The sequence below is a fragment of the Mesorhizobium sp. M0778 genome (genome assembly GCF_040320105.1).
Lineage (GTDB): Bacteria > Pseudomonadota > Alphaproteobacteria > Rhizobiales > Rhizobiaceae > Mesorhizobium.
In genome coordinates this window covers 20,397-39,757 of sequence record NZ_JAMYPA010000016.1, presented here as the reverse complement: position 1 = coordinate 39,757, position 19,361 = coordinate 20,397, and the positions used below count along the sequence as shown (strand labels likewise).

General features: G+C 60.5%; 15 protein-coding genes. 4 read left to right on the top strand and 11 right to left on the bottom strand.

The window, feature by feature from the left end; translation table 11 throughout:
* Positions 1–16: 16 nt before the first annotated feature.
* The gene (locus tag NKI22_RS21320) at positions 17–1,021 is read left to right on the top strand and encodes an SDR family NAD(P)-dependent oxidoreductase (RefSeq protein WP_023718555.1); all 1,005 of its coding nucleotides are present in this window, start codon (positions 17–19) and stop codon (positions 1,019–1,021) included.
* Positions 1,022–1,087: 66 nt separating this feature from the next.
* Positions 1,088–2,350, top strand: a complete 1,263-nt coding sequence (locus NKI22_RS21315) for a polysaccharide biosynthesis/export family protein (protein ID WP_352639375.1) — start codon at positions 1,088–1,090, stop codon at positions 2,348–2,350.
* 47 nt (positions 2,351–2,397) lie between these two features.
* Here NKI22_RS21315 and NKI22_RS21310 read toward each other — a convergent pair whose 3' ends face one another.
* On the bottom strand, positions 2,398–3,696 hold the full coding sequence (locus NKI22_RS21310) for an HlyD family type I secretion periplasmic adaptor subunit (RefSeq protein WP_352589441.1): 1,299 nt from the start codon (positions 3,694–3,696) through the stop codon (positions 2,398–2,400).
* Between the two features lie 242 nt (positions 3,697–3,938).
* Entirely contained in the window at positions 3,939–5,690 is a 1,752-nt protein-coding gene (locus tag NKI22_RS21305) for a type I secretion system permease/ATPase (RefSeq protein WP_023718552.1), read from the bottom strand.
* 408 nt (positions 5,691–6,098) lie between these two features.
* Here NKI22_RS21305 and NKI22_RS21300 point away from each other — a divergent pair, with 408 nt between their 5' ends.
* Positions 6,099–6,791, top strand: a complete 693-nt coding sequence (locus NKI22_RS21300; RefSeq protein WP_023718551.1) for a N5-glutamine methyltransferase family protein — start codon at positions 6,099–6,101, stop codon at positions 6,789–6,791.
* A gap of 87 nt (positions 6,792–6,878) precedes the next feature.
* Here the strand turns inward: NKI22_RS21300 and NKI22_RS21295 are convergent, their stop codons facing one another.
* From NKI22_RS21295 to NKI22_RS21255, 9 genes are all read right to left on the bottom strand, one after another.
* The gene (locus tag NKI22_RS21295; protein WP_023718550.1) at positions 6,879–7,145 is read right to left on the bottom strand and encodes an acyl carrier protein; all 267 of its coding nucleotides are present in this window, start codon (positions 7,143–7,145) and stop codon (positions 6,879–6,881) included.
* A gap of 56 nt (positions 7,146–7,201) precedes the next feature.
* Positions 7,202–8,758 (bottom strand): class I adenylate-forming enzyme family protein, encoded by a 1,557-nt coding sequence (locus NKI22_RS21290; RefSeq protein WP_023718549.1) that lies wholly within the window; start codon positions 8,756–8,758, stop codon positions 7,202–7,204.
* Complete coding sequence (asnB, locus tag NKI22_RS21285; RefSeq protein ID WP_352494500.1) at positions 8,755–10,776, bottom strand: asparagine synthase (glutamine-hydrolyzing); 2,022 nt, start codon at positions 10,774–10,776, stop codon at positions 8,755–8,757. Before asnB ends, NKI22_RS21290 begins: the two co-directional genes overlap by 4 nt.
* A gap of 3 nt (positions 10,777–10,779) precedes the next feature.
* Positions 10,780–11,763: an NAD(+) synthase gene (nadE, locus tag NKI22_RS21280; protein ID WP_031193946.1), complete on the bottom strand. Its 984-nt coding sequence runs from the start codon at positions 11,761–11,763 to the stop codon at positions 10,780–10,782.
* Positions 11,760–14,498: an AMP-binding protein gene (locus NKI22_RS21275; RefSeq protein ID WP_502897709.1), complete on the bottom strand. Its 2,739-nt coding sequence runs from the start codon at positions 14,496–14,498 to the stop codon at positions 11,760–11,762. The genes nadE and NKI22_RS21275 overlap by 4 nt, the downstream gene beginning before the upstream one ends.
* Before the next feature lie 267 nt (positions 14,499–14,765).
* The gene (locus NKI22_RS21270) at positions 14,766–15,014 is read right to left on the bottom strand and encodes a hypothetical protein (protein ID WP_023718545.1); all 249 of its coding nucleotides are present in this window, start codon (positions 15,012–15,014) and stop codon (positions 14,766–14,768) included.
* Positions 15,015–15,026: 12 nt separating this feature from the next.
* The gene (locus NKI22_RS21265) at positions 15,027–15,458 is read right to left on the bottom strand and encodes a hypothetical protein (RefSeq protein ID WP_352639384.1); all 432 of its coding nucleotides are present in this window, start codon (positions 15,456–15,458) and stop codon (positions 15,027–15,029) included.
* 98 nt (positions 15,459–15,556) lie between these two features.
* On the bottom strand, positions 15,557–16,456 hold the full coding sequence (locus NKI22_RS21260) for a proline iminopeptidase-family hydrolase (protein ID WP_352639386.1): 900 nt from the start codon (positions 16,454–16,456) through the stop codon (positions 15,557–15,559).
* A 173-nt stretch (positions 16,457–16,629) separates the two neighbouring features.
* Entirely contained in the window at positions 16,630–17,355 is a 726-nt protein-coding gene (locus NKI22_RS21255; protein WP_352639388.1) for a LuxR family transcriptional regulator, read from the bottom strand.
* Between the two features lie 301 nt (positions 17,356–17,656).
* On the opposite strand from NKI22_RS21255, the gene NKI22_RS21250 reads away from it, so the two are divergent.
* Positions 17,657–19,330, top strand: a complete 1,674-nt coding sequence (locus tag NKI22_RS21250; RefSeq protein WP_352815150.1) for an ABC transporter substrate-binding protein — start codon at positions 17,657–17,659, stop codon at positions 19,328–19,330.
* The last annotated feature ends 31 nt before the right edge of the window (positions 19,331–19,361 follow it).

Genomic DNA, 19,361 nt, shown 5'->3' with positions numbered 1-19,361 from the left:
GGGGAACGCTTGGGTCATGGCATACAAGGGCAGGAAAGTTCTGGTTACCGGTGCCGATGGGTTCATCGGGTCGCATCTCACCGAAGCACTCGTCCGTAGCGGCGCGGACGTCACTGCGCTGGCTCTCTACAATTCGTTCGACAGCCACGGCTGGCTGGACGATTTGCCGGACACCATTCGAAGCCAGCTGAACCTCATCCGCGGTGATGTTCGTGACAGCGCGTTCCTTAACCGGATCGTGCGTGGCCAGGCGGTGGTGTTTCATCTCGCCGCACTGATCGCGATCCCATATTCGTATGCCGCGGCCCAGTCCTATGTAGAAACCAACATCCTGGGCACGGTCAACGTCCTCGAAGCGGCGCGGCAATGGGAGACGGAGCGGGTGGTGCACACCTCGACAAGCGAGGTTTATGGCACCGCGCTGACAATGCCCATCAGCGAATCACACCCGTTGCAGGGACAGTCACCATATTCGGCATCCAAGATCGGTGCGGACATGATGGCGGAGTCGTACGCCAGATCGTTCGACGTCCCCGTGGTCATCATGCGGCCCTTCAATACGTATGGCCCACGCCAGAGCGAGCGGGCCATCGTACCGACCATCATACGTCAGGCTCTCGACAAGAAATGCTCGGCGATCATGGTGGGAGACACCAGCCCGATCCGCGATCTTACTTTCGTGGAAGACACTGCGGCGGCGTTTTTGACCGCAGGTTCGGCCGAGCTCGAATTTGGCCATGCCTACAATGCCGGAAGCCAGCGCGCCGTGACGATCTCGGACATATTGGATCTGGTGGTCGAGTTGAGTGGCTGCAAGAAACCAATTCACCGCGACGAGCGCCGCCTGCGGCCGCAGAATTCAGAGGTGCGTGCCTTGCTGGCTGATTCTTCGCTCCTCGAAAGCAAGACTGGATGGCGCGCCCAGACCAGCCTGCGCGAAGGGTTGGAGCGGACCATCGGATGGTGGCAGGGACGCCTCAGCGAAGGCCGGGTGCGCCATGAGATGGGTTACATGACATGAGCTTTCGCCTGGGTGGATTGGCTCCGCAGTTGTCGCTGGATTCGAACCAGAAGGAGATTGTCACCAATGGTCCTTGTTAACCGAATCCTTCTTGTCGTGCTCGGCATGCTGGCTGCCATGGATACGGCCGCTGCAGCGGAAGCGCAGGTCGCCTATCGACTTTCCGCCGGCGACACCGTCGAGATAGGAATTGCCTCCATCCCGGAGCGAACGCAACGTGCCGTGGTCCAGATGGACGGCACGATCGCGCTTCCCGAAGTCGGGATGGTTTCGGTGGGCGGCCTAAGCCCGGCCGAACTGCAAACACGCATGCAGACGATCCTGCCAACCAAGATATTCCACCATCGTCTGCCTGACGGGCGGGAGCAAATGATCGTCATCAAGCCGACAGACGTGACCGCCGTGGTCGCAGAATATCGGCCGATCTATGTGACAGGGGATGTGCTCACTCCCGGACAGCAGGCCTACCGGCCGCTGATGACCGTGCGGCAGGCGATTGCCGTGTCAGGTGGTTTCAGCCTTTTGCGGTCCCGGGCAAACCAGGTTGGCCCCGATCCGGTGGATCTGCGGCGCGATTACGAATCGCTTTGGGGGGAATACACGAGAGACTACTATCACAGCGCCCGCATTCGCGCCGAACTTCAGGGCAAATCGAGCTTCGACATGCAGCCACCACAAGGATCGCCCTTGCCGGCAGTTTTTGCATCGGCGATCGCCCAGGCCGAAGCAGAAGGGCTGAAGCTCTCGTTGGACAACTTCCACCAAGAGCAGAGCTTTCTCGATAAAAGTGGCAAGGATGCCGCTGCACAAACCGAGACCTTGCTCAAACGCGAGCAGGCCGAAGCGGATGGCGTGAAGGCGGACGAAGACGAGCTGGCGCGCGTAAGGAAAGCGTTTGAGTCCGGAAATCTCACCAATAACCGGCTCGCCGACGTCCGGCGCGCTTTGGTACTCTCTTCCAGCCGGGCACTCGAAACGTCGGTTGAACTTATGAGAGCACGACGTCAGCAGGCTGATTTTGCCAGACAGCACGAACGCAATGACAACCAAAGAAGGATAGGTCTGCTGACTGAGTTGAAAGATACCAATGTGCGTCTTGCCGACATCAATGCAAGACTTCGCGCCGCCAGCCAGAAGTTGCAGCCCACGGGAGCTGCCGCCCTGCCGTTGCCGGTTGCCGGTGAGACGATCCAAGCCGAGGTCACGATCGTTCGCAGGGTCGGCGAAGAATGGCGGAAACAGCCGGCCCAAGAAGACACCGAGGTCATGCCGGGAGACACGATCGAGGTAAAGTTCAGCAGCGCTCTCGAGAGCGCGGCGATCCGATAGATCGGCTGCGCCTCGAGCCAAGCGGCCGCCACTGGGTTGGCAGCCGCTTACTGCCTGAAAGCTCTGGAAAATTGGTCGGTAAGAGGTTTCATCAAGTAGGACCAGACACTGCGCTCGTCGGTTCTTATATGGACTTCGGCGGGCATGCCCGGTTTGAGGATTTTCTCTCCTGTCAGGCAGGTCGCTTCGTTCTCGACATCGATGCGCGCCGAAAAATAGGAAAGCTGACGTTGCTGATCCTTGATCAGATCTGCGGAGACGCGGTTGACCGAGCCTTCGCAAGCCGGTGTAGTGCCGGCGTCGAACGCCGGAAAGCGGATCGACACCTGCTGTCCGGGATGGATCTCATCAATGCGCGACGGAGGAATGGAAGCGTCTACGACAAGGTTGTCGGAATCGGGCACAATCATCATGAGCACCTCTCCGGCGCCAATCACGCCTCCGACGGTGTGGACCGAGGATTCTTGTACCGTGCCTGATTGCGGGGCGCGAATGTCTGTCCTGCCGAGCTCGTCTTCGGCCACCACCTTGCGCTCACTGAGTTCGGTCTGCTTGGCTTCCGTTTCGCGAAGTTCGTTGGTCACGTCGCTCCGCATTTGTTCGTCGAGCTGAAGCACCTGCAGGTCCGTTTCACTGATGTGAGCTTGTACCTCTGCTATCGCTGCGACAAGGCGTCCCGATTCGCCGCGAGTCCGGGTCTTCTCCAGGCTGACAGTGCTCAACCTCTCCTTGGAGACCAACTTCTTTGCGTAGAGAGATTCGACGTCAGCAAGGTTCTTGGTCAGCAGATCCAGAGACTCATCCGTCGCAGACTGCTGCGATTTGAGGCCATCGATCTGACGTTCCAGCTGCTTAGCGCGGCTTTGCAATTGTGCCTTCTGGCCAGCCAGCGCCGCAGCACGGCTTTCGAACAAGGCACGTTCGCCACTGACAAGCGCCGCCACTTGCGGGTCACCCATTTGAACCCGAAGGCCAGGCGGGATCTGCATTTCCGGCAGACCCTGGCGCTCGGCTTCCAGCCGGGCCAGACGAATGGTGGCTCGATTGAGGTCCTCGGTGATTATCTGCAGGTTTGCTCGGGTCAATGTGTTGTCCAGCCTGACCAACACGTCGCCGGCCTTCACGTGATCGCCGTCCTGCGCGAAGATTCCGCCGATGGTGCCGCCGGTTTGATGCTGGACTTTTTTTATGTTGCTTTCGACCACCACAGTTGCAGGCGCAATCACCGCGCCGGCAATCTTGGTCAATCCCAACCACAGCCCTCCGCCAAAGATCAACAGCAAGCTGGTTGCCAAGCCCAAGAGCAGATTGGCCCGGATGCCATCCGGATCCGGCTTCGTTTCCAACGAACGGCTTTCGCCACCGGGCGCGGCGTATGGCGACACGGTAACAGTAGAGCGATACCTCACATATGCCCGGCTGCACCTCTGTGCAGCGGAACGAGAATGTTCTGCCAGGCTCCGGAGCAGATTGCCCCAGGGTAAATTGGCTCGAATGCCATCCGGCTCTGGCTTCGCCCCGGTCGGCTGGCCTTCGCCAGCGACCGCAGCATATGACGACATGGTCACGTTAGACACTAAGCAATACCTCACGCATGCCCGCTTGCACCGTGCTGCAGCGGAACGACAATGTTTGGCTTGTCCGGACGCGGGAAGGGCCGGATCACATTTGCCAGAACGTCTTCGCGCGAACCGAACGAATGGAGCATCCCGTTCGACAGGACGAGTACCTGATCGATGTTGACGAGAGCGGAGGGGCGATGCGCAACGACGATCACGATACCGCCGCGCTGACGCACTGCCAGGATCGCGCCGGCCAAAGCAGCATCGCCGTCTGCATCCAGATTGGAATTTGGTTCGTCAAGAACGACGAGGAATGGATCACCGTAAAGTGCCCTGGCAAGTCCGACGAGCTGCCTCTGCCCAGCCGACAGGGCTGCGCCGCCTTCTCCGATGCGTGTTTGAAAACCCTGCGGAAGACGCATGATCATCTTGTCCACGCCCGCAGCTTTGGCAGCTGCCAACACGCCCCTTGCGTCGCTTTTGCCGCCGAACCTTGAAATGTTGTCGGCGATCGTGCCGTCGAACAGCTCAACGTCCTGCGGCAGGTAGCCAATATGAATGCCGAGCAGCTCTGAATTCCACTGATCGAGCGAGGCGCCGTCCAATCTTACCGTTCCTCGAAGCGGCTTCCATGCCCCGACCAAAGCGCGCACGAGCGTGGTCTTGCCGGAGCCGCTCGGGCCGACGACCGCCAACCCTGCGCCCCTCGCCAAGCGGAAGCTTACATTGAAGATTGTTGGCTTCTGCAGACTTGGTGGCGCGACCGTCAATTCCTCGACCGCAAGCTCCGCCTTTGGGCGTGGCAGTTCCATTGGCTCTTGCTGGCTATCAAAAGCATCCAGCGCTGCCGCCAGCTCGGAATAGCTTTTGCGGGTTGCCAGAAACCCTCTCCAATTTGCGATCGCCACATCGACCGGCGCCAGTGAGCGGCCCAGCAATATGGACGACGCTATGATCACACCCGGCGAGGCCTCGCCCCCGATCACGAGGTAGGCACCAAGCCCCAGCACGCATGATTGCAAGGCCATTCGGAGCGTCTTCGACAGTGAGCTCGCTGCGCCAACGACGTCGGAGAGCCGTTCCTGGTTCTTCAGATAAAGATGACTGACCTCGTTCCAGCGCCGGCTAAGCGGGGCGGACAGGCCCATAGCCTGAACAACCTCTGCGTTGCGGCGGCCGGAATCGGCCAGAAGCCGCTGCGCAACGAGTGTTTCAGACGCACGAGCCGCAGGTTTGCGGCCGATGATCTCCGCAGCCACCGTCAAAAGCACAACGGCGCATGCGCCGAGCGTTGCCAGCACGCCAAGCGCAGGGTGCAGCAGATAGATGACCACCATATAAAATGGTATCCAGGGAGCGTCGAATAAGACTGTCGGCCCCAGTCCGGAAAGAAAGCCACGTAGCTGGTCCAGATCACGAAGCGGATGTACCCGGTTCGCATCCGGCCCGGCAACGAGGGGCAGGGAAAGCGAGGCTGCGAACGCCTTTTGCTGCAGATTTCTATGCAGGCGGCTGCCGATGCGGACCAACAGGCGAAGCCTCACGAAATCGAGGAGCCCGTAGGCCGCGTAAAGTCCCAGCATCCCGACTGTAAATCCGACAAGAGTCGGCACGCTCTGCGAAGGCAGCACGCGATCGTAGACCTGGAGCATGTAGACGGAGCCGGTCAAGGCGAGGATATTTATCAATGCGGAGAAAACGCCTACGCCAACGAGGCCGTGCACACAGCCGAACATCGCGGATCGTAGATCGAGCGAGCGCCCTTTGGTTGACTTCATGATATGCGCTCTTTGACGCGAAATTGCCGCGCAATCTCGTCGGTTCTTTCGATGAGGGACAAACTTTAACCTTCCGGGAAGCAGCAGCTCCGCCCTTCGCTGCTGGAACATTACGAATTGCTTACATATGTGCCTTCTTTGATTAAAATGTAGCAAAATCGTGACGCCAGGCTGAGAATTCGGCAACTGGCTCGCCAGGCTGGGGATAACCGGGTCTGGTAAGGAGATATTCCTAATCATGACACAGCGCAGAAGCTTATGGTCATCTTTGTAGCATCAAGGCGTCGAAGCGTCTGGGGACGGATGGGTTTTGATTTTGTCGATCGAGAGTTAAACGGTTTTGAGATACACTTCATCGGAACGCAATTGTCGGCCACCAACGCCGGCTAAAACGGGGAGGCGAGTGTCGTGAGCGAAGAGATCAATGTTGCCGACGCCTACGGCAGGGGCCGCAGCACCTTCATGGGATTGCAGCTGCTGGTCTCGCCCGGTGCGCTTGTTCCTCGGCCGGAAACGGAACTGCTCGGCAACGCCGCTCTCGATGTTCTGAGCCAACTGAACTTGCCGGTGCCTCGCGTTGTCGACATGTGCTGTGGGGCGGGCAATCTGGCGTGCGCCATCGCGCACCACGCTCCCACCGCGCGCGTGTGGGCAAGCGATCTTACCGACGGATGCGTGGAGGTCGCGCGCCGCAACGTCACCCATCTTGATATGGAGGAGCGGGTAACGGTGCTTCAGGGCGACTTGTTCGGCGCCTTCTCCGGCTTGGAGCTTGACGGCACGATCGACGTGATCGTTTGCAACCCGCCCTATATTTCGGAAAAACGGCTCGAGGGCGATCGTTCGCATTTGGTCGAGCTCGAGCCGCGTGAAGCGTTCGCAGCCGGACCCTACGGTCTGAGCATCCATATGCGAGTGCTCAAGGACGCGCCGCGTTATTTGCGGCGCGGAGGCATCCTGCTTTTCGAGGTTGGGCTTGGCCAGGACCGGCAGGTCATGAGTTTGCTCGAGCGTTCCAAGGCTTATGAGAGTATCCGGGCAGTCACCAACCAGGCCGGCGAGGGCAGGGTGGTTGTGGGGCATACGAAGGCGCAGGCGTAAGCACCGCCGTCGCGACAGGCCTAGACGCGCTGTCGCAACCGGAAACGGTCGGGGACTTGAAACAGAGTTGCGCGAGATGTCGGCAAATCAGTTTCTCTTGCGCATGACATATTGCGCAATTCCCTCGATGGAATCGAGATTCTCGGGCAGCAGCTCGCTGTCTTCGACCGTGATGCCGAAGGTCTCCTCGATGAAGCCGATAACCTCGAGCACCCCCGTCGAGTCCACGATGCCTTGGTCGAGAAGCGAGGTGTCGCTCTCCAGGCTCTCTGGATCGGCTATATAGAAATTCGACGCCAGGAAAGCGCGAATTTGATCGCTGCAGGTATCGGTTCTATCCTTGGTAGACAACATTGATTTCGCCTCCGGTACAAAAAATGAATGCTGATCAACTTCGCCCTGATACCGACTCATGACAGGGCGGTTTTTTTGAGTTTGCCCGTGTCGGTCATCGGCAGACTGGGTACGATGACGATCGACTTTGGAACCATGAAGTTTTCCAGTCGTCTCTGGCACTCTTTCTGCAACTGCTTTTCACCGATCATGCTTCCTTGCTCCATCACGACAAATGCCTTCACTGCTTGTCCAAGCAACTCGTCCGGAACGCCGATGACCGCGGCTTCCCGTACGCCCGCAATCTCCATCAACACGTTTTCCACCTCCTTCGGCGCTATCTTCTCGCCCCGCGATTTTATGATCTCGTCGCCGCGACCGACAAAGTAGAGGTAGCCCTCGGCGTCCATCCGGCAGTAATCGCCGGTGTACAGGACCTGCTCGCCCGGCAGCGGTCCGGGCTTGAGCTTCCTGGCCGTCGCCTCCGGCTTGCCCCAGTAACCCTTCATCACCGTCGCTCCGCGGATGACGAGCTGGCCAACGACACCGTGGCCGACCCGCCTGTCATGCTCGTCGACAATCCACATTTCCGTATTGGGGATGGCGATCCCGACGCTCAACGGCTTTCGCTCGAGATCCTCCGGCGGCAGGTAGGTACAGCGCTTGCATTCGGTAAGGCCGTACATCGAATAGATACGGGCACGAGAAAATAGCTCCTGAAGCAGGAGAATGTGCTTGAGCGGCAGAGCGGCCGCAGTGTTCGTGACATAGCGAATACTCGAAAAATCCTGATCCCTGAGAGACTTGAGCTCCCCGAGTGCGGCGAAGATGGTCGGTACGCCGGGAAAGCCCGTCACCCTTTCTTGCTTGATCAGCCCAAGGATCTGCGCGGGGAAGGCGAACGAGCGTTCAAGCACCAGCCGGGCGCCCGCGCCGAATGCCATGATCATCTGGTACAGGCCGTAGTCGAAGGCGAGCGGCAGGACGTTGAGGATCACCTCGTCTTCAGCAAGCGCCAGGTATGAGGAAATCGAGGCGCACGCGGCAACCATGTTTCGGTGCGTCAGCATCACGCCCTTGGGCTCGCCCGTCGAGCCGGACGTATAAATGATTGCAGCAAGATCGATATCGATGCAGCGGCGCGCGGGCGGCGTGCTGCGGGCTGCCGCGACCGCAGTTTCCCAGCGCACAGCATGCGGCAGTTCTTGCAGGTCGTCGCGTTCGATCGGCCCGGAGACGATCATGCAGCGCAACGATGGGCAATTCCGCGCCGGCTCCCTGAAAATCGAATGCAGGTGGTTGTCGGTGATCAGTGCCGTCGGGCGGCAATCGTTGAGCAGATAACCAAGCTTGTCGCTTTTGGTGAGTGGATTGACGATGCACACCACGGCGTTGGCCTTGAGCACGGCCCAGAAAGCGACGACGGCCTCGACAGTGTTGTCGGCGAAGATCACCACCCGATCGCCGCGCGCGATTCCGGCCTGGCTCAAATGATGCGCTATGGCGTTCGACCGCATATCGAGATCGCCGTAGGTGACACGTTGATTACCGCACACCAGGGCCACCTTCCCGCCGAGCCGGCTGGCAGAGTGGATGAGATAGTCGTGCAGGAGCGGTACGGCGCCATGCATCATGCGAGCACCTCTGCGCGATGCTCGCGGTCGATATCGACGCTGAGCTTGAGCGTGCGAGCTCCACTTGGTCGGCTCGCGATAAATTGCTCATGAAGAAGCTGCGTCGACAGCACCCCGACCAGCGCCATATTGTCGGAGTTGGACAGGTCGGCGCCGCCGGCGCTGGCCTGGCACTTGCTCAGGAGACGGGCAACCGACTTAGGATCGAAGACGTTTGCCTCGCGCAGCGCCGCCTCCGAAAGTGCTTCGCGAATATAGGCCGGAGCGCCATCGGCGACGAAGCAAAGCGCGTTGGGGGCCCGGTAGGGCTGCTTCTTGCGAGTGACGATTTCCGACGGCACAATCGGTTGCGCCACACGCTTCAGAACATGCTTTTCATCGAGCACGCGCAGCTTGTAGGCGGCCGGAAGCGAATTCGCGAGCCTCACGAGTTCATGATCGAGGAATGGGAAGCGCCCCTCGACGGAATGGGCCAAGAGCATCCTGTCCCCTTGCGATGAAAGCAGGTATCCCGACATCAGCGTCTGGATCTCGATATGCTGGTCCTGCGCAAGGGAGTCCCATCGCGAAAACTCCGCCGGCAGGCGGGCAAGCAGCTCGGACACGGCGTTGCGGCGCTCCGTTTGGGCGCGCATGTCTGCCGAAAACAGCCGCTTGATGGCGCTCGTGGTACGCCAGCGCGTGCCATGCGCAAAACCAGGTGCGTCATGGGCGTGGATGTCGCGCCCGAAGAACTGGCGTGCCATCGCCTGCTGTTGCACCGGCGAGCGGCTGAGATAGGGATAGAGGCGCTCCAGCAGCCGGGAGCGTCGCGTCGAGGCGGGCTGGCGTCCCCAGAAACGGCGGACCTTGCCCTCGCGGAACAGATCGTAGCCGGCGAACATTTCGTCGGCCCCTTCGCCGGTCAGCACGACCTTGATGCCATGCTGACGCACCAGTCTCGATAGCAGGAACAGCGGCGCCGGCGCGGTCCTGAGGATTGGCCGCTCGGTGTGGTAGATCACCTCAGGGAAGATGCCAGCGATATCGCTGCGCGAAACAACCACCTCATGGTGCTCGCTTCCCGCCACGCCGGCAACCAGGCGCTGGAAATGAGTCTCGTCATACTCGGCGTCGGCAAAACGCAGGGAGAAAGTCTGGAAGCGCCCGCCGGCGAAGCGTCTTCCAAGCGCGGCGACCAGCGAGCTGTCGAGCCCGCCGGACAAATAGCAGCCGACCGGCACGTCGGCGCGTACTATCCTGAGCGCCGTAGCGGCTTCCAGGGCGCCGCGCACTTCCTCCACCGCGTCATCAAGTGAACCGGCGAATTCGTCATCGCCGGGTCCGTCAACCTCTGGATAGCTTGGCTTCCAAAAAGCCCGCTCGCGAACGATGCCACTGTCATAAATGCGAATGTGCCCTGGAGTGAGTTCGCTTACTCCTCCAAACACGCCTTGTGGCGGCACGACGGTCCAGAGCGTGAAAGTCTGATCGATGCCGGCTGGATCGAAGGCGCGGGGTATATCCGCATCGGCCGCGAAAATGGCCTTCACCTCGCTGGCAAAGTAAAGCCGTCCGCCATGCTCGCAAAAATGCAGCGGACAGATGCCGAACCGATCCCGCGACAAGACGAGTCGACCCGCCACGGAGTCCCAAATGGCGACTGCCCATTGCCCATTCATCCGCTCGAAGGCGGCCTCGCCCCAGGCATGATAGGCATGGACGATGACCTCCGTGTCGCTGCGTGTGCGGAAGCGATAACCGAGCGCGACCAGGTCTTGTCGCAGCTCGATGTAATTGAAGATTTCGCCGTTAAAGACGATCCACATTGTGTCGCCCGCGCCAGCGAGTGGCTGCTGGCCACTGGCGAGATCGATGACGGACAGACGGGCATGCGCCAATCCCGCACGTTTGTCCCGGTAAAGACCGCGCTCGTCCGGGCCGCGATGCGCCAGTGTGCCTACCATGCGCATCAGCGCATCACGGGAAGGGGGCGCCGCGGCGGCGCTCAGCGACACAATTCCGGCGATGCCGCACATCGCCTAGCCCTCGCCCATTGAAGAGGACACCAACGGCCGCGCGTGAAGATAACGTGCGGCGCGCCGTTTGCTGTCGATATCCTTGAAAACTTTCTGAACCTGCACCACGGTGAGACCGGTGGCCTCGGCGACGTCTTCGCTAGCGATCCCGTGGTTTAACCCGTAGAGGCACAAATCCATCAGATAATAAGGCAGTGCGAAGTAGAACTCCTCCTGGCTCTGCGCCATCGAGAAGGTGTCCGTGGTGGGCGGTCTGCGCCGGACCTCTTCCTCCACCCCAAGATATTCGGCCAACTGGTAGACCTGGGTCTTGTAGAGGTGAACGATTGGCATCAGGTCGGCGATTCCGTCGCCCTGCTTGACGAAGAAGCCCTGGTCGTATTCCAGGCGGTTCGGCGTGCCCGCTACCGCGTAGTTGAGGCGGTCGGCATGATAGTACTCGGTCATCTTGCGCAGGCGCTGCTTGTAATTGGTTGCGGCGACGATCTGCAGATAGGCTGCCGACGGCAGACGCACCGTGTCGGTCCTGCCCTCAGGGTCCTGAACCGTGAGGCGCGTGATGTTGAGACCATTGCTCTCGAGAACTGAGGCCAGCACCAGCTTGCATTTCCAGCCGTCCCCATAGTCGGGAACGACAGTCTGGATTGCCTCGGTCTGCCGACAATAGGCGCCGATCGCTTCGAGGGCCGGTGTTATGTCCTCTAGGATCGCATCGATGCCAAGCTGTGCGGCGACAGTGCGGCCAAGCCTTAGCGAGTCACCGGAGGAGTGGCGCTCCGGCATGAATATTCCGAGGACCTTGTCTTTCCCAAAGGCGCGAACACACAACGCCGCGACGACGGAGCTGTCGATGCCGCCTGAGAGGCCGACAACCGCGCCTCGACGTCGCAGCGTGCCAAGGACCTGCTGGCGCAGGATCTGGACGATGCGATCGACCTCCGCAGCAGCGTCGAGCACAAGCGCGTCCTTGCTGAATGTTGAGATCAGGTCGATAGCTTGTACTCCAGTTTGCGAGACTCGGTTGGCGAATAGGTTTGCGCCACCGCTTTCTCGATAAGCGGGCGGTTGGTGGCGAGGTGAGGTTCTACGACCAGATCGATGTGGCTGCCGACGATCGGAATCACGTCCAGATGTCCGAAAGCGCGATCCCAGCCGATGGCCAGAGGCATTCCGGGTCGAGCACAGCGGAACAGGGTGCCTGTGATCGGCAGCGCCGGCTTTGGCTCGGCCACCCACTGGAAGAAGGCTCGCGCGCGCAAAACCTCTTGCAGTTCCAGTTTGGTTCTAAAACTCGTCGCGTTGAACTGTCCCTGAGCGAAACGATCGAGAAACCGGACCAGTTGCGCCTCGCGCCGCATTGCCACGGCGACTTTCGCGAGGGCCCGGCAAGCCATCCGATAAGCGGATACGCGGTTGGTTCGGATTCGATTGAATGTGCGCGTAAACGTCTCCCAGCGAGCGCTTCGCTCGCCGACGAGACTGGTGTCGAGAATGCCAAGGAACCTTACGGTCCGCCCCGCGGCCAGCAGCCGCGCCGCAACTTCGAAAGCGACAGCACCGCCGAGCGAATGACCGAGAAGTCGTATATGACCCGCGGGTTGAGCGCGGCGGATCTGCTCGACGGCGGCATCGGCCATGTCGGAGAGGCTGTTTTGCCCGCGCAGGATCATGGTCAGGGCTGGGTACCTGATCGGGGCAACGCGGGTGATCTTGCCCATCGCTGCTGCAAAGGCAGCAAGGCTCGGGCCGTAGCCGACGGATCCCGGGAACAGAAAAAGAATTGGAGGATCATGCTTCTGGGCGCGCGCGCTTTGGTCGCCTGCCTGTGCAGACGCGACCGCCTTGACCATCTCGTCCAGGCTCATTCCAACGGTGAACGCCTCAAGGCCGAGTTCCTGCCCGATGGCGCTTTCGATTTCCATGACGCAGTGCAGCAGCTTCAGCGAGTCTCCTCCGGCGTCATCCCAGCGTCCCGCCGCTACGCGCGTATTGAGGATGCTGGTCCACGCCCGCTGGACGATCTGCTGCGCCGTCAGCTTGCCTCGCGGCTCGAGCGGACGCGCCGTCGCTGCCGTCCCTCTGGCTGAAAGATCCATCTCTGCAAGTGTCGAGATGTCCACCTTGCCGCTTGGCAGACGCGGGATCTCGGCGATCGTGTGTAACCGCAAGGGACGCAGCGGCGGTGGCAGATTGATCCTCACAAGCTGGCGAAGCTCGTCCGAAAAGCTCGCTTCGGCCGAGCGCCGAGGAACGGCAAAGGCGACAAGCTCATTGGCCGCAGTCACGATTGCCACGGCATCCGCAACAGCATGCGCGCAACGCAGCACCCGTTCGAGTTCGGCTGGCTCGACGCGTCGACCGTTGATCTTTACCTGCCGTCCCTTGCGACCGACGATGTGCAGTAAGCCTTGATTATCAAGTCGGACGAGGTCACCTGTCGCGAAAATCCGAAGGCCTGGATCGTCCGGGTCTGATGTCGCCGGCATAACCGCCCCGTCCTCCCAATGGCCAAGCAAGACATACGGGCTCCTGATCAGAAGCTCTCCGCTGCGGCCCGATTGAACGCAGCGGCCCGCTTCGTCGACAATTGCGAAGGTGATTCCAGGCAGCAGCCAACCAACTGGAACCGAATCTCCATGCTCCGGCCAGTCTCGCGGCAAGAACCATTGTGAGCCGGTGGTCTCGGTTGACGAGTAACCGATCTGGATGAGGCACGTATCGGAGACGGCCTTGCGCAGCAGTGCGATGTCGGTCCAGGGCACCTTCTCGCCACCGATCCGGGCGACTCTAAGCGAATGGAACGCTTCAGCAGGTCCGTCGGCCATGAGCGCGCGAAGCAGCGCTGGCACCAGATAGGTGATTGTCACGCCTTCGGATCGCACTAGGCGCTGAACGGCGCGCAAGCCGACCGCTTCGACTTCGACCAGATGCAAAGTGGCCCCGGTGAGAAGGGCTGCAAGAATCTCCCGGTACCCGGCGATTGTGGCGGGTCCGGTCAATGGCAGGAAAACATCATCCGAGTTGATGTGGCATGCATCGACATATTGCTGGACCCGGCACAGCAAGCTGCGCTGGCTGTTAACGATGCCTTTGGGGCGGCCTGTGCTCCCTGACGTATAAAGCACGATGGCGGGCGCATCGACCGAGACGGGGTAAGGCTGAGGCACTTGTACCGATTGCGAGGCCGCACTGGTGGGCACATCGATCCAACTGACTTGGTGAGGCAAACCGGCGGGTCGGACATTGCCCTCGCCCAGGATGGCCGAGAGCCGCGCCCCCGCCATGATTTCCAGGATCCGCGAGCTGGGATCTCGCGCGTTGAGTGGCACCGAAAGTCGCCCAGCCGTCATGCTTGCCAGCATGGCGATGGGATACCAGGCCGAGTTGGCCTGAAGAATCCCTATCGCCTGTCCGTCTGGGACGGCGGCAGCGATCTGGTAGGACAGCGTCTCAACTGACCGGAGAAGCTGGGAATAAGTCAGACGATTGGCGCCGTCGCTGATTGCAAGCTTGTCGGGGTACTGGCGGACCATATTTCTCAGGTGATCGAATACGGCAACGTTGGTAAAATCGGTGCCCAATCCTTGAAATGGGCGCAGTACCGGACCACCCTGATCCAGTGCGTATTGTGGAACACTTGACCATTTATTGGAGGTCGTTGTCTGACAATCCACCGCTAGATCCTGATCCGCGACTTCTGATCCCAAATATGCCGAAGACATGAGTTGCCCACGCTAAGATTAGGATCACTTATCGCCTCCCGCCCCAATCTTTTCATCGATCATTCTGATGATGCCCCGATCTTCGCCCAAGGACGCTTGGTTAGTCACTTCGCCTGTTTCGCAAGCCGCCGGCAGAGCCAATCATGCCGGGCTCGCGTGGTGCGCTTGACGCAGCGAGCACTGGCGTTCGTGCCAAGTTGGCAACGCCTGTTACACATCTGCCAAGGTGGGATCGAAGACGGAATCGCCGCTATTCAGGCACATTGCCTATTCTGTGGTTCTCCCGGGCGATACCGGCAATGGTTCAGTATCGGAGTAGCTGCCGGCGACAAAACAATATGCATAGATCTGTCCCCGATTTTCGTCAGTCACGCGGATCCAGTCTTTTTCCCACTTTCGGAAGGTAATATGTCCATCAGTCACCATGGCCGCAGCCTTGAACGGACTCGGCGCGTTGACGACGCGCACCGAGATCACATCGTCGCCGTCCATACGCTCGACGAGATACGTCTGCATGAAAGCCTCCCGCTAAACCACCCGCACTTTAACGCCGGCTAATAGATTCGGTTGCAACGTGCTTGGCGAAACTTGGGGTGGACACGTTCCATACCTGCAGGCACCTTCGCACTCGGCGTCGGCCGCGATGGTCTCGCCTGTCGGCAACGGTTCGCGCGCCCTGAGCGTCGAGACCAAAAGAAGCTCAAGACAGCTCAGCGGGCTGAGATATCGGCCGGATGGCTGAGCGCGCAGCCTGCGCGCCGCCCAGACCGGCACCATCGCCGCGCCGATTTCGGACGTCACCAACCCCTTTTTCGCCGAGTTCGTACGCGGACTGGAGACGCAGCCCACCAGCGCGCCGAGCGCTATAATATTCTGCTGTTCAACACCGAGGAGAAACACGGCACGCGAAGCGCGCGAGATCGACCGGGTGCTGGAGCGCCGCATCGACGGCATCGTCATGGCACCGGCGGCGGCAACGAGGAGTTGCTCGCCGACCTCGCCGAGAGCGGACTGTCACTCGTCTTCGGCCACCGCAGGCTGAAGGGCGTGCTGGAACGTCAGTCGTATTTGGCCAGGAAGCGCCCGACGGCGGCGAGGCAGTCGTGCTTTTCCTCGACATGCGGCATGTGGCTGGAATTCGGGAAGACCAAACCTTCGACGTGCGGGATAAGATCCAGAAAGGGCTGGACGCAGGCCTCGGTCGCTTCGTCGTAGAAGCCGCGGAAAACCAGGGTCGGCGCCTCGATCTGATGCAGGCGGTCGACGATGGTCCAGTTCCGCATCGTGCCGATGACGTGGAACTCATTGGGACCATTCATGGTGTGATAGACGGTCGGATCTTCCTCGATTGCCGCAAATGTCCGGGCGACCTCTGGCGGCATCGGAACGACGCGACAGACATGGCGGTCGTAGAAAGCCTTCGTCGCCGCAACATATTCCGGATGATCGGTGGTTCCTGCCGCTTCGTGCCGGTCGAGCGCGCTTTGCACATCGGCTGGCAGCCCGGCGCGCAATTGCCGGGCTCCTTTCACCCACAGCACCATCGAGGCCAGCGAATTGGCCAGGATCAATGCCTTGAGCCCCTCCGGGCGGCGCACCGCGTGCTCGGCCGAAAGTATGCCGCCCCAGGATTGGCCCAGCAGGGCGTAGCGGCTGGCAATGCCGAGATGGGCGAGCAGCGCATCGAGTTCGCCCAGGAAGAAATCGACGGTCCAGAAGTCACCGCCCTTATCCGGCAGATGGGTCGATTTGCCATTGCCGATCTGGTCGTAGTGGATGACGGCTCGTCCGGTTTCGGCAAGCTCCTTGAATGAATCCACATAGTCGTGCGTGCAGCCCGGTCCACCATGAGCGACGATCAGGGGCAGCTTGCCCGAGGTGAGGTCTCCGGTCACTCGGTACCAGGTGCGATAGCCCTGGTATTGGCTAAATCCTTCGGTGATCGCATGCGCCGTCACAATCAAAGCTCCGCATCATGGCGCGGCAGGGGCCGAAGTGTGGACCCCTCCCAAGCCTTGTTTTGCGGCCGACGGTACTAAGCGGCCCGGCGCATTTACAGCTAGCACTATTTATAGGTTTGCCGGTTATGGGTTTGCCCGAGGCAAGGCCGATCGTCCGCAGGTCGAGAGCCTCAATGCTCCGGTTCAAGCAGCCGGTAATGGGCGGCGAGCGCGATGGCATGGAAGCGGTTGCGCGCGCCAAGCTTTCGCGTCGCCGCGTTGAGGTGCAGCGTTGCGGTAGGCACCGCGCGGCCAATCTCGCGCGCGACCTGCTTGGCCGTCAGTCCGGCAGCGGCCAGGCGCAGGCACTGGCGTTCGCGCGACGTCAGATGGACATGTTGGCAGGTGCGGATTCCAGCATCGAAACCGGCATAGACGGAATCATGCAGCAGATGACCCAGATCGCCGATCTCGGCGATGAAGGGTCTGGCTTCGGCCTCGAACCCGGCCTCCGGATCGGCACGGATAGCGGTGAAGGTGGCGAGATCGCCGCCGGCAAGGCGAATGGGTACGGTGACGCCGCAGGTCATCCTCGTGTCAAGCAGATAGCTGACCACAGGATCGTGCCTGGACTGAAGCACGCGCTGCATGACGGTGCTCTGAACGCCGTTGTGCGACCAGAGAAACGGTCTCGATACGGCGAGCGCGGCCTCCTGCACCGGGTCGAGCTGATAATATCCGCCCTTGCACCAGAGATCCTGCATGTCGCGCGGCACGTTGCGCAGAGCCATCAGCGAGGGCGTGATAAGCTCGCCCTTGTGACTGACCGGCACCGGCGTATAGTCGTAGATGAATGCGGTGAAACCGATGGGCTCCAGCACCTCCGTCGCCATCGCCATGGCAGCGTCGATGCTCATTCCAGTTCGGAACCGGCTCTCTAGATCGCCTGGAAGACTTTGCATCTGGCAAGCTTACCCGCTGGTCATTGCTTGTCAAATAGCCATGTCGGTCGGCTGCTCAACAAATAGGCGGAGATAAGCCTGTTCGACCCTATCTATCTTAATAGCTATCCCGTCTCGCTTAGCTCGACGTAGTCTTTTGCGATTGGGCGAAGTAGCGGACGCCGTTCGCAAACCCAGGACTGTTTTCAGCCGCGCGATGGTCGATCGACCGGGTTCAGCACGGCAAAAAGCGACACGCCTCCATGAGGGAACAAATATGCGACCCCAAAAAGCATTTGCAGCGTTGATACCTGGCCTGGCTCTGCTCGGCGTGACGATGATGTCGCCGGCAAGCAGTGCTTTGGCCGCCGAGGGCAAGCCAGGCGGCACGCTCCGATTGCTGGCCAATGCCGCGGCAGGTACCGCCGATCCGCACATCAATTACACTCTGCAGTATTTCCAGATCAATTACGTCCTCTACGATGGCCTGGTGACCTACAGGAAGGCCGGGGACAAGACCGGCTTCGAGGTCGTCGCGGACCTGGCGGAAAGCCTCCCGCAGATCGAGAACGGCGGCAAGACCTATGTCTTCAAGCTGCGCAAGGGCATCAAGTTCGCCGATGGCTCGGACGTCACGACGAAAGACGTGGTCGCTTCGTTCCAGCGCATCTTCAAGATCAGCGGGCCGACGGCCGGGACCTTCTACAAAGGCATCGTCGGCGCGGATGCATGCCTGAAGGCGCCGGCTGCATGCACCCTCGAAGGTGGCCTGGCGGTCGACGATACGGCCGGAACCATTACCTTCAACCTGGCCCAGCCGGACGCCGAGTTCCTGCAGAAGCTTGCTGTTCCACACGCGTCGATCCTGCCGGCGAGCGCGCCGCTCAAGGACGCCGGCACCGATCCGATCCCTGGTACCGGACCGTACATGATCGCCAGCTACGACCCCAACAAGCTGATGAAGATTGTGCGTAATCCTCATTTCAAGGAATGGAGCAAGGAAGCGCAGCCGGCCGGATATCCGGACGAGATCGACTATGAATTCGGCCTTACCGACGAGGCGGCGGTGACGGCGGTCGAGAATGGCCAGGCGGACTGGATGTTCGATCCGCCGCCGTCCGACCGTCTCGCCGAACTCGGCACCAAATATGCCAAGCAGGTCACGGTTCACCCGCTGACGGCGATGTGGTACGCGCCGATGAACACCAATCTGGCGCCGTTCAACGACATCCGCGTTCGCCAGGCGGTGAACTTCGCCATCGACCGCGCCGCGATCGTCAAGCTTTTCGGCGGCAGCAATCTGGCGCAGCCGGCCTGTCAGATCCTGCCGCCGGGCTTCCCGTCATTCGCAGCCTATTGCCCGTTCACCGCCAATCCGGGTGAGAAGTGGTCCGCGCCGGATATGGATAAGGCCAAGCAATTGGTTGCTGAATCGGGAACCGCAGGTCAGGAGGTGACGATCATCACCGAGGACACCACTGTCTCCAAGGCGATCGGCGTCTATCTGCAGGACGTGCTCAACCAGCTTGGCTACAAGACGTCGGTCAAGCCGATTTCGCAGAACATCCAGTTCACCTACATCCAGAACACCAACAACAAGGTGCAGATTTCGATCTCGCAATGGTTCCAGGATTACCCGGCGCCATCGAATTTCCTGCAGGTCTTGTTCAGCTGTGCCTCGTTTACGCCAGGTTCCGACGCCTCGGTCAATATTTCGGGGTTCTGCGACAAGTCGATCGACGCATCGATGGACGAGGCAGAGGCAGCCACCATCGCCGATCCGGCCAAGGGCGCGACACTCTGGACCGCCATCGACAAGGCGGTGACGGACAAGGCGCCGGTCGCCGTCCTGTTCACGCCGAAGCGGGTCGATGTCATCTCGTCCAGGCTGAAGAACTTCACCTTCAGCCCACAATTCTACTGGATCGTCAGCCAGTCTTGGGTGGAATAACCTCCCGGAGCCAATGCGACGGAGCGCCGCC

Bases quoted from the DNA above. Each gene is read 5' to 3' on its own strand.
- NKI22_RS21320 (WP_023718555.1), top strand. From the start codon at position 17: ATGGCATACAAGGGCAGGAAAGTTCTGGTTACCGGTGCCGATGGGTTC.
- NKI22_RS21315 (WP_352639375.1), top strand. From the start codon at position 1,088: ATGGTCCTTGTTAACCGAATCCTTCTTGTCGTGCTCGGCATGCTGGCT.
- NKI22_RS21305 (WP_023718552.1), bottom strand. From the start codon at position 5,690: ATGAAGTCAACCAAAGGGCGCTCGCTCGATCTACGATCCGCGATGTTC.
- NKI22_RS21295 (WP_023718550.1), bottom strand. From the start codon at position 7,145: ATGTTGTCTACCAAGGATAGAACCGATACCTGCAGCGATCAAATTCGC.
- NKI22_RS21290 (WP_023718549.1), bottom strand. From the start codon at position 8,758: ATGATGCATGGCGCCGTACCGCTCCTGCACGACTATCTCATCCACTCT.
- asnB (WP_352494500.1), bottom strand. From the start codon at position 10,776: ATGTGCGGCATCGCCGGAATTGTGTCGCTGAGCGCCGCCGCGGCGCCC.
- NKI22_RS21275 (WP_502897709.1), bottom strand. From the start codon at position 14,498: ATGTCTTCGGCATATTTGGGATCAGAAGTCGCGGATCAGGATCTAGCG.
- NKI22_RS21270 (WP_023718545.1), bottom strand. From the start codon at position 15,014: ATGCAGACGTATCTCGTCGAGCGTATGGACGGCGACGATGTGATCTCG.
- NKI22_RS21265 (WP_352639384.1), bottom strand. From the start codon at position 15,458: ATGACGATGCCGTCGATGCGGCGCTCCAGCACCCGGTCGATCTCGCGC.
- NKI22_RS21255 (WP_352639388.1), bottom strand. From the start codon at position 17,355: ATGAGCATCGACGCTGCCATGGCGATGGCGACGGAGGTGCTGGAGCCC.
- NKI22_RS21250 (WP_352815150.1), top strand. From the start codon at position 17,657: ATGCGACCCCAAAAAGCATTTGCAGCGTTGATACCTGGCCTGGCTCTG.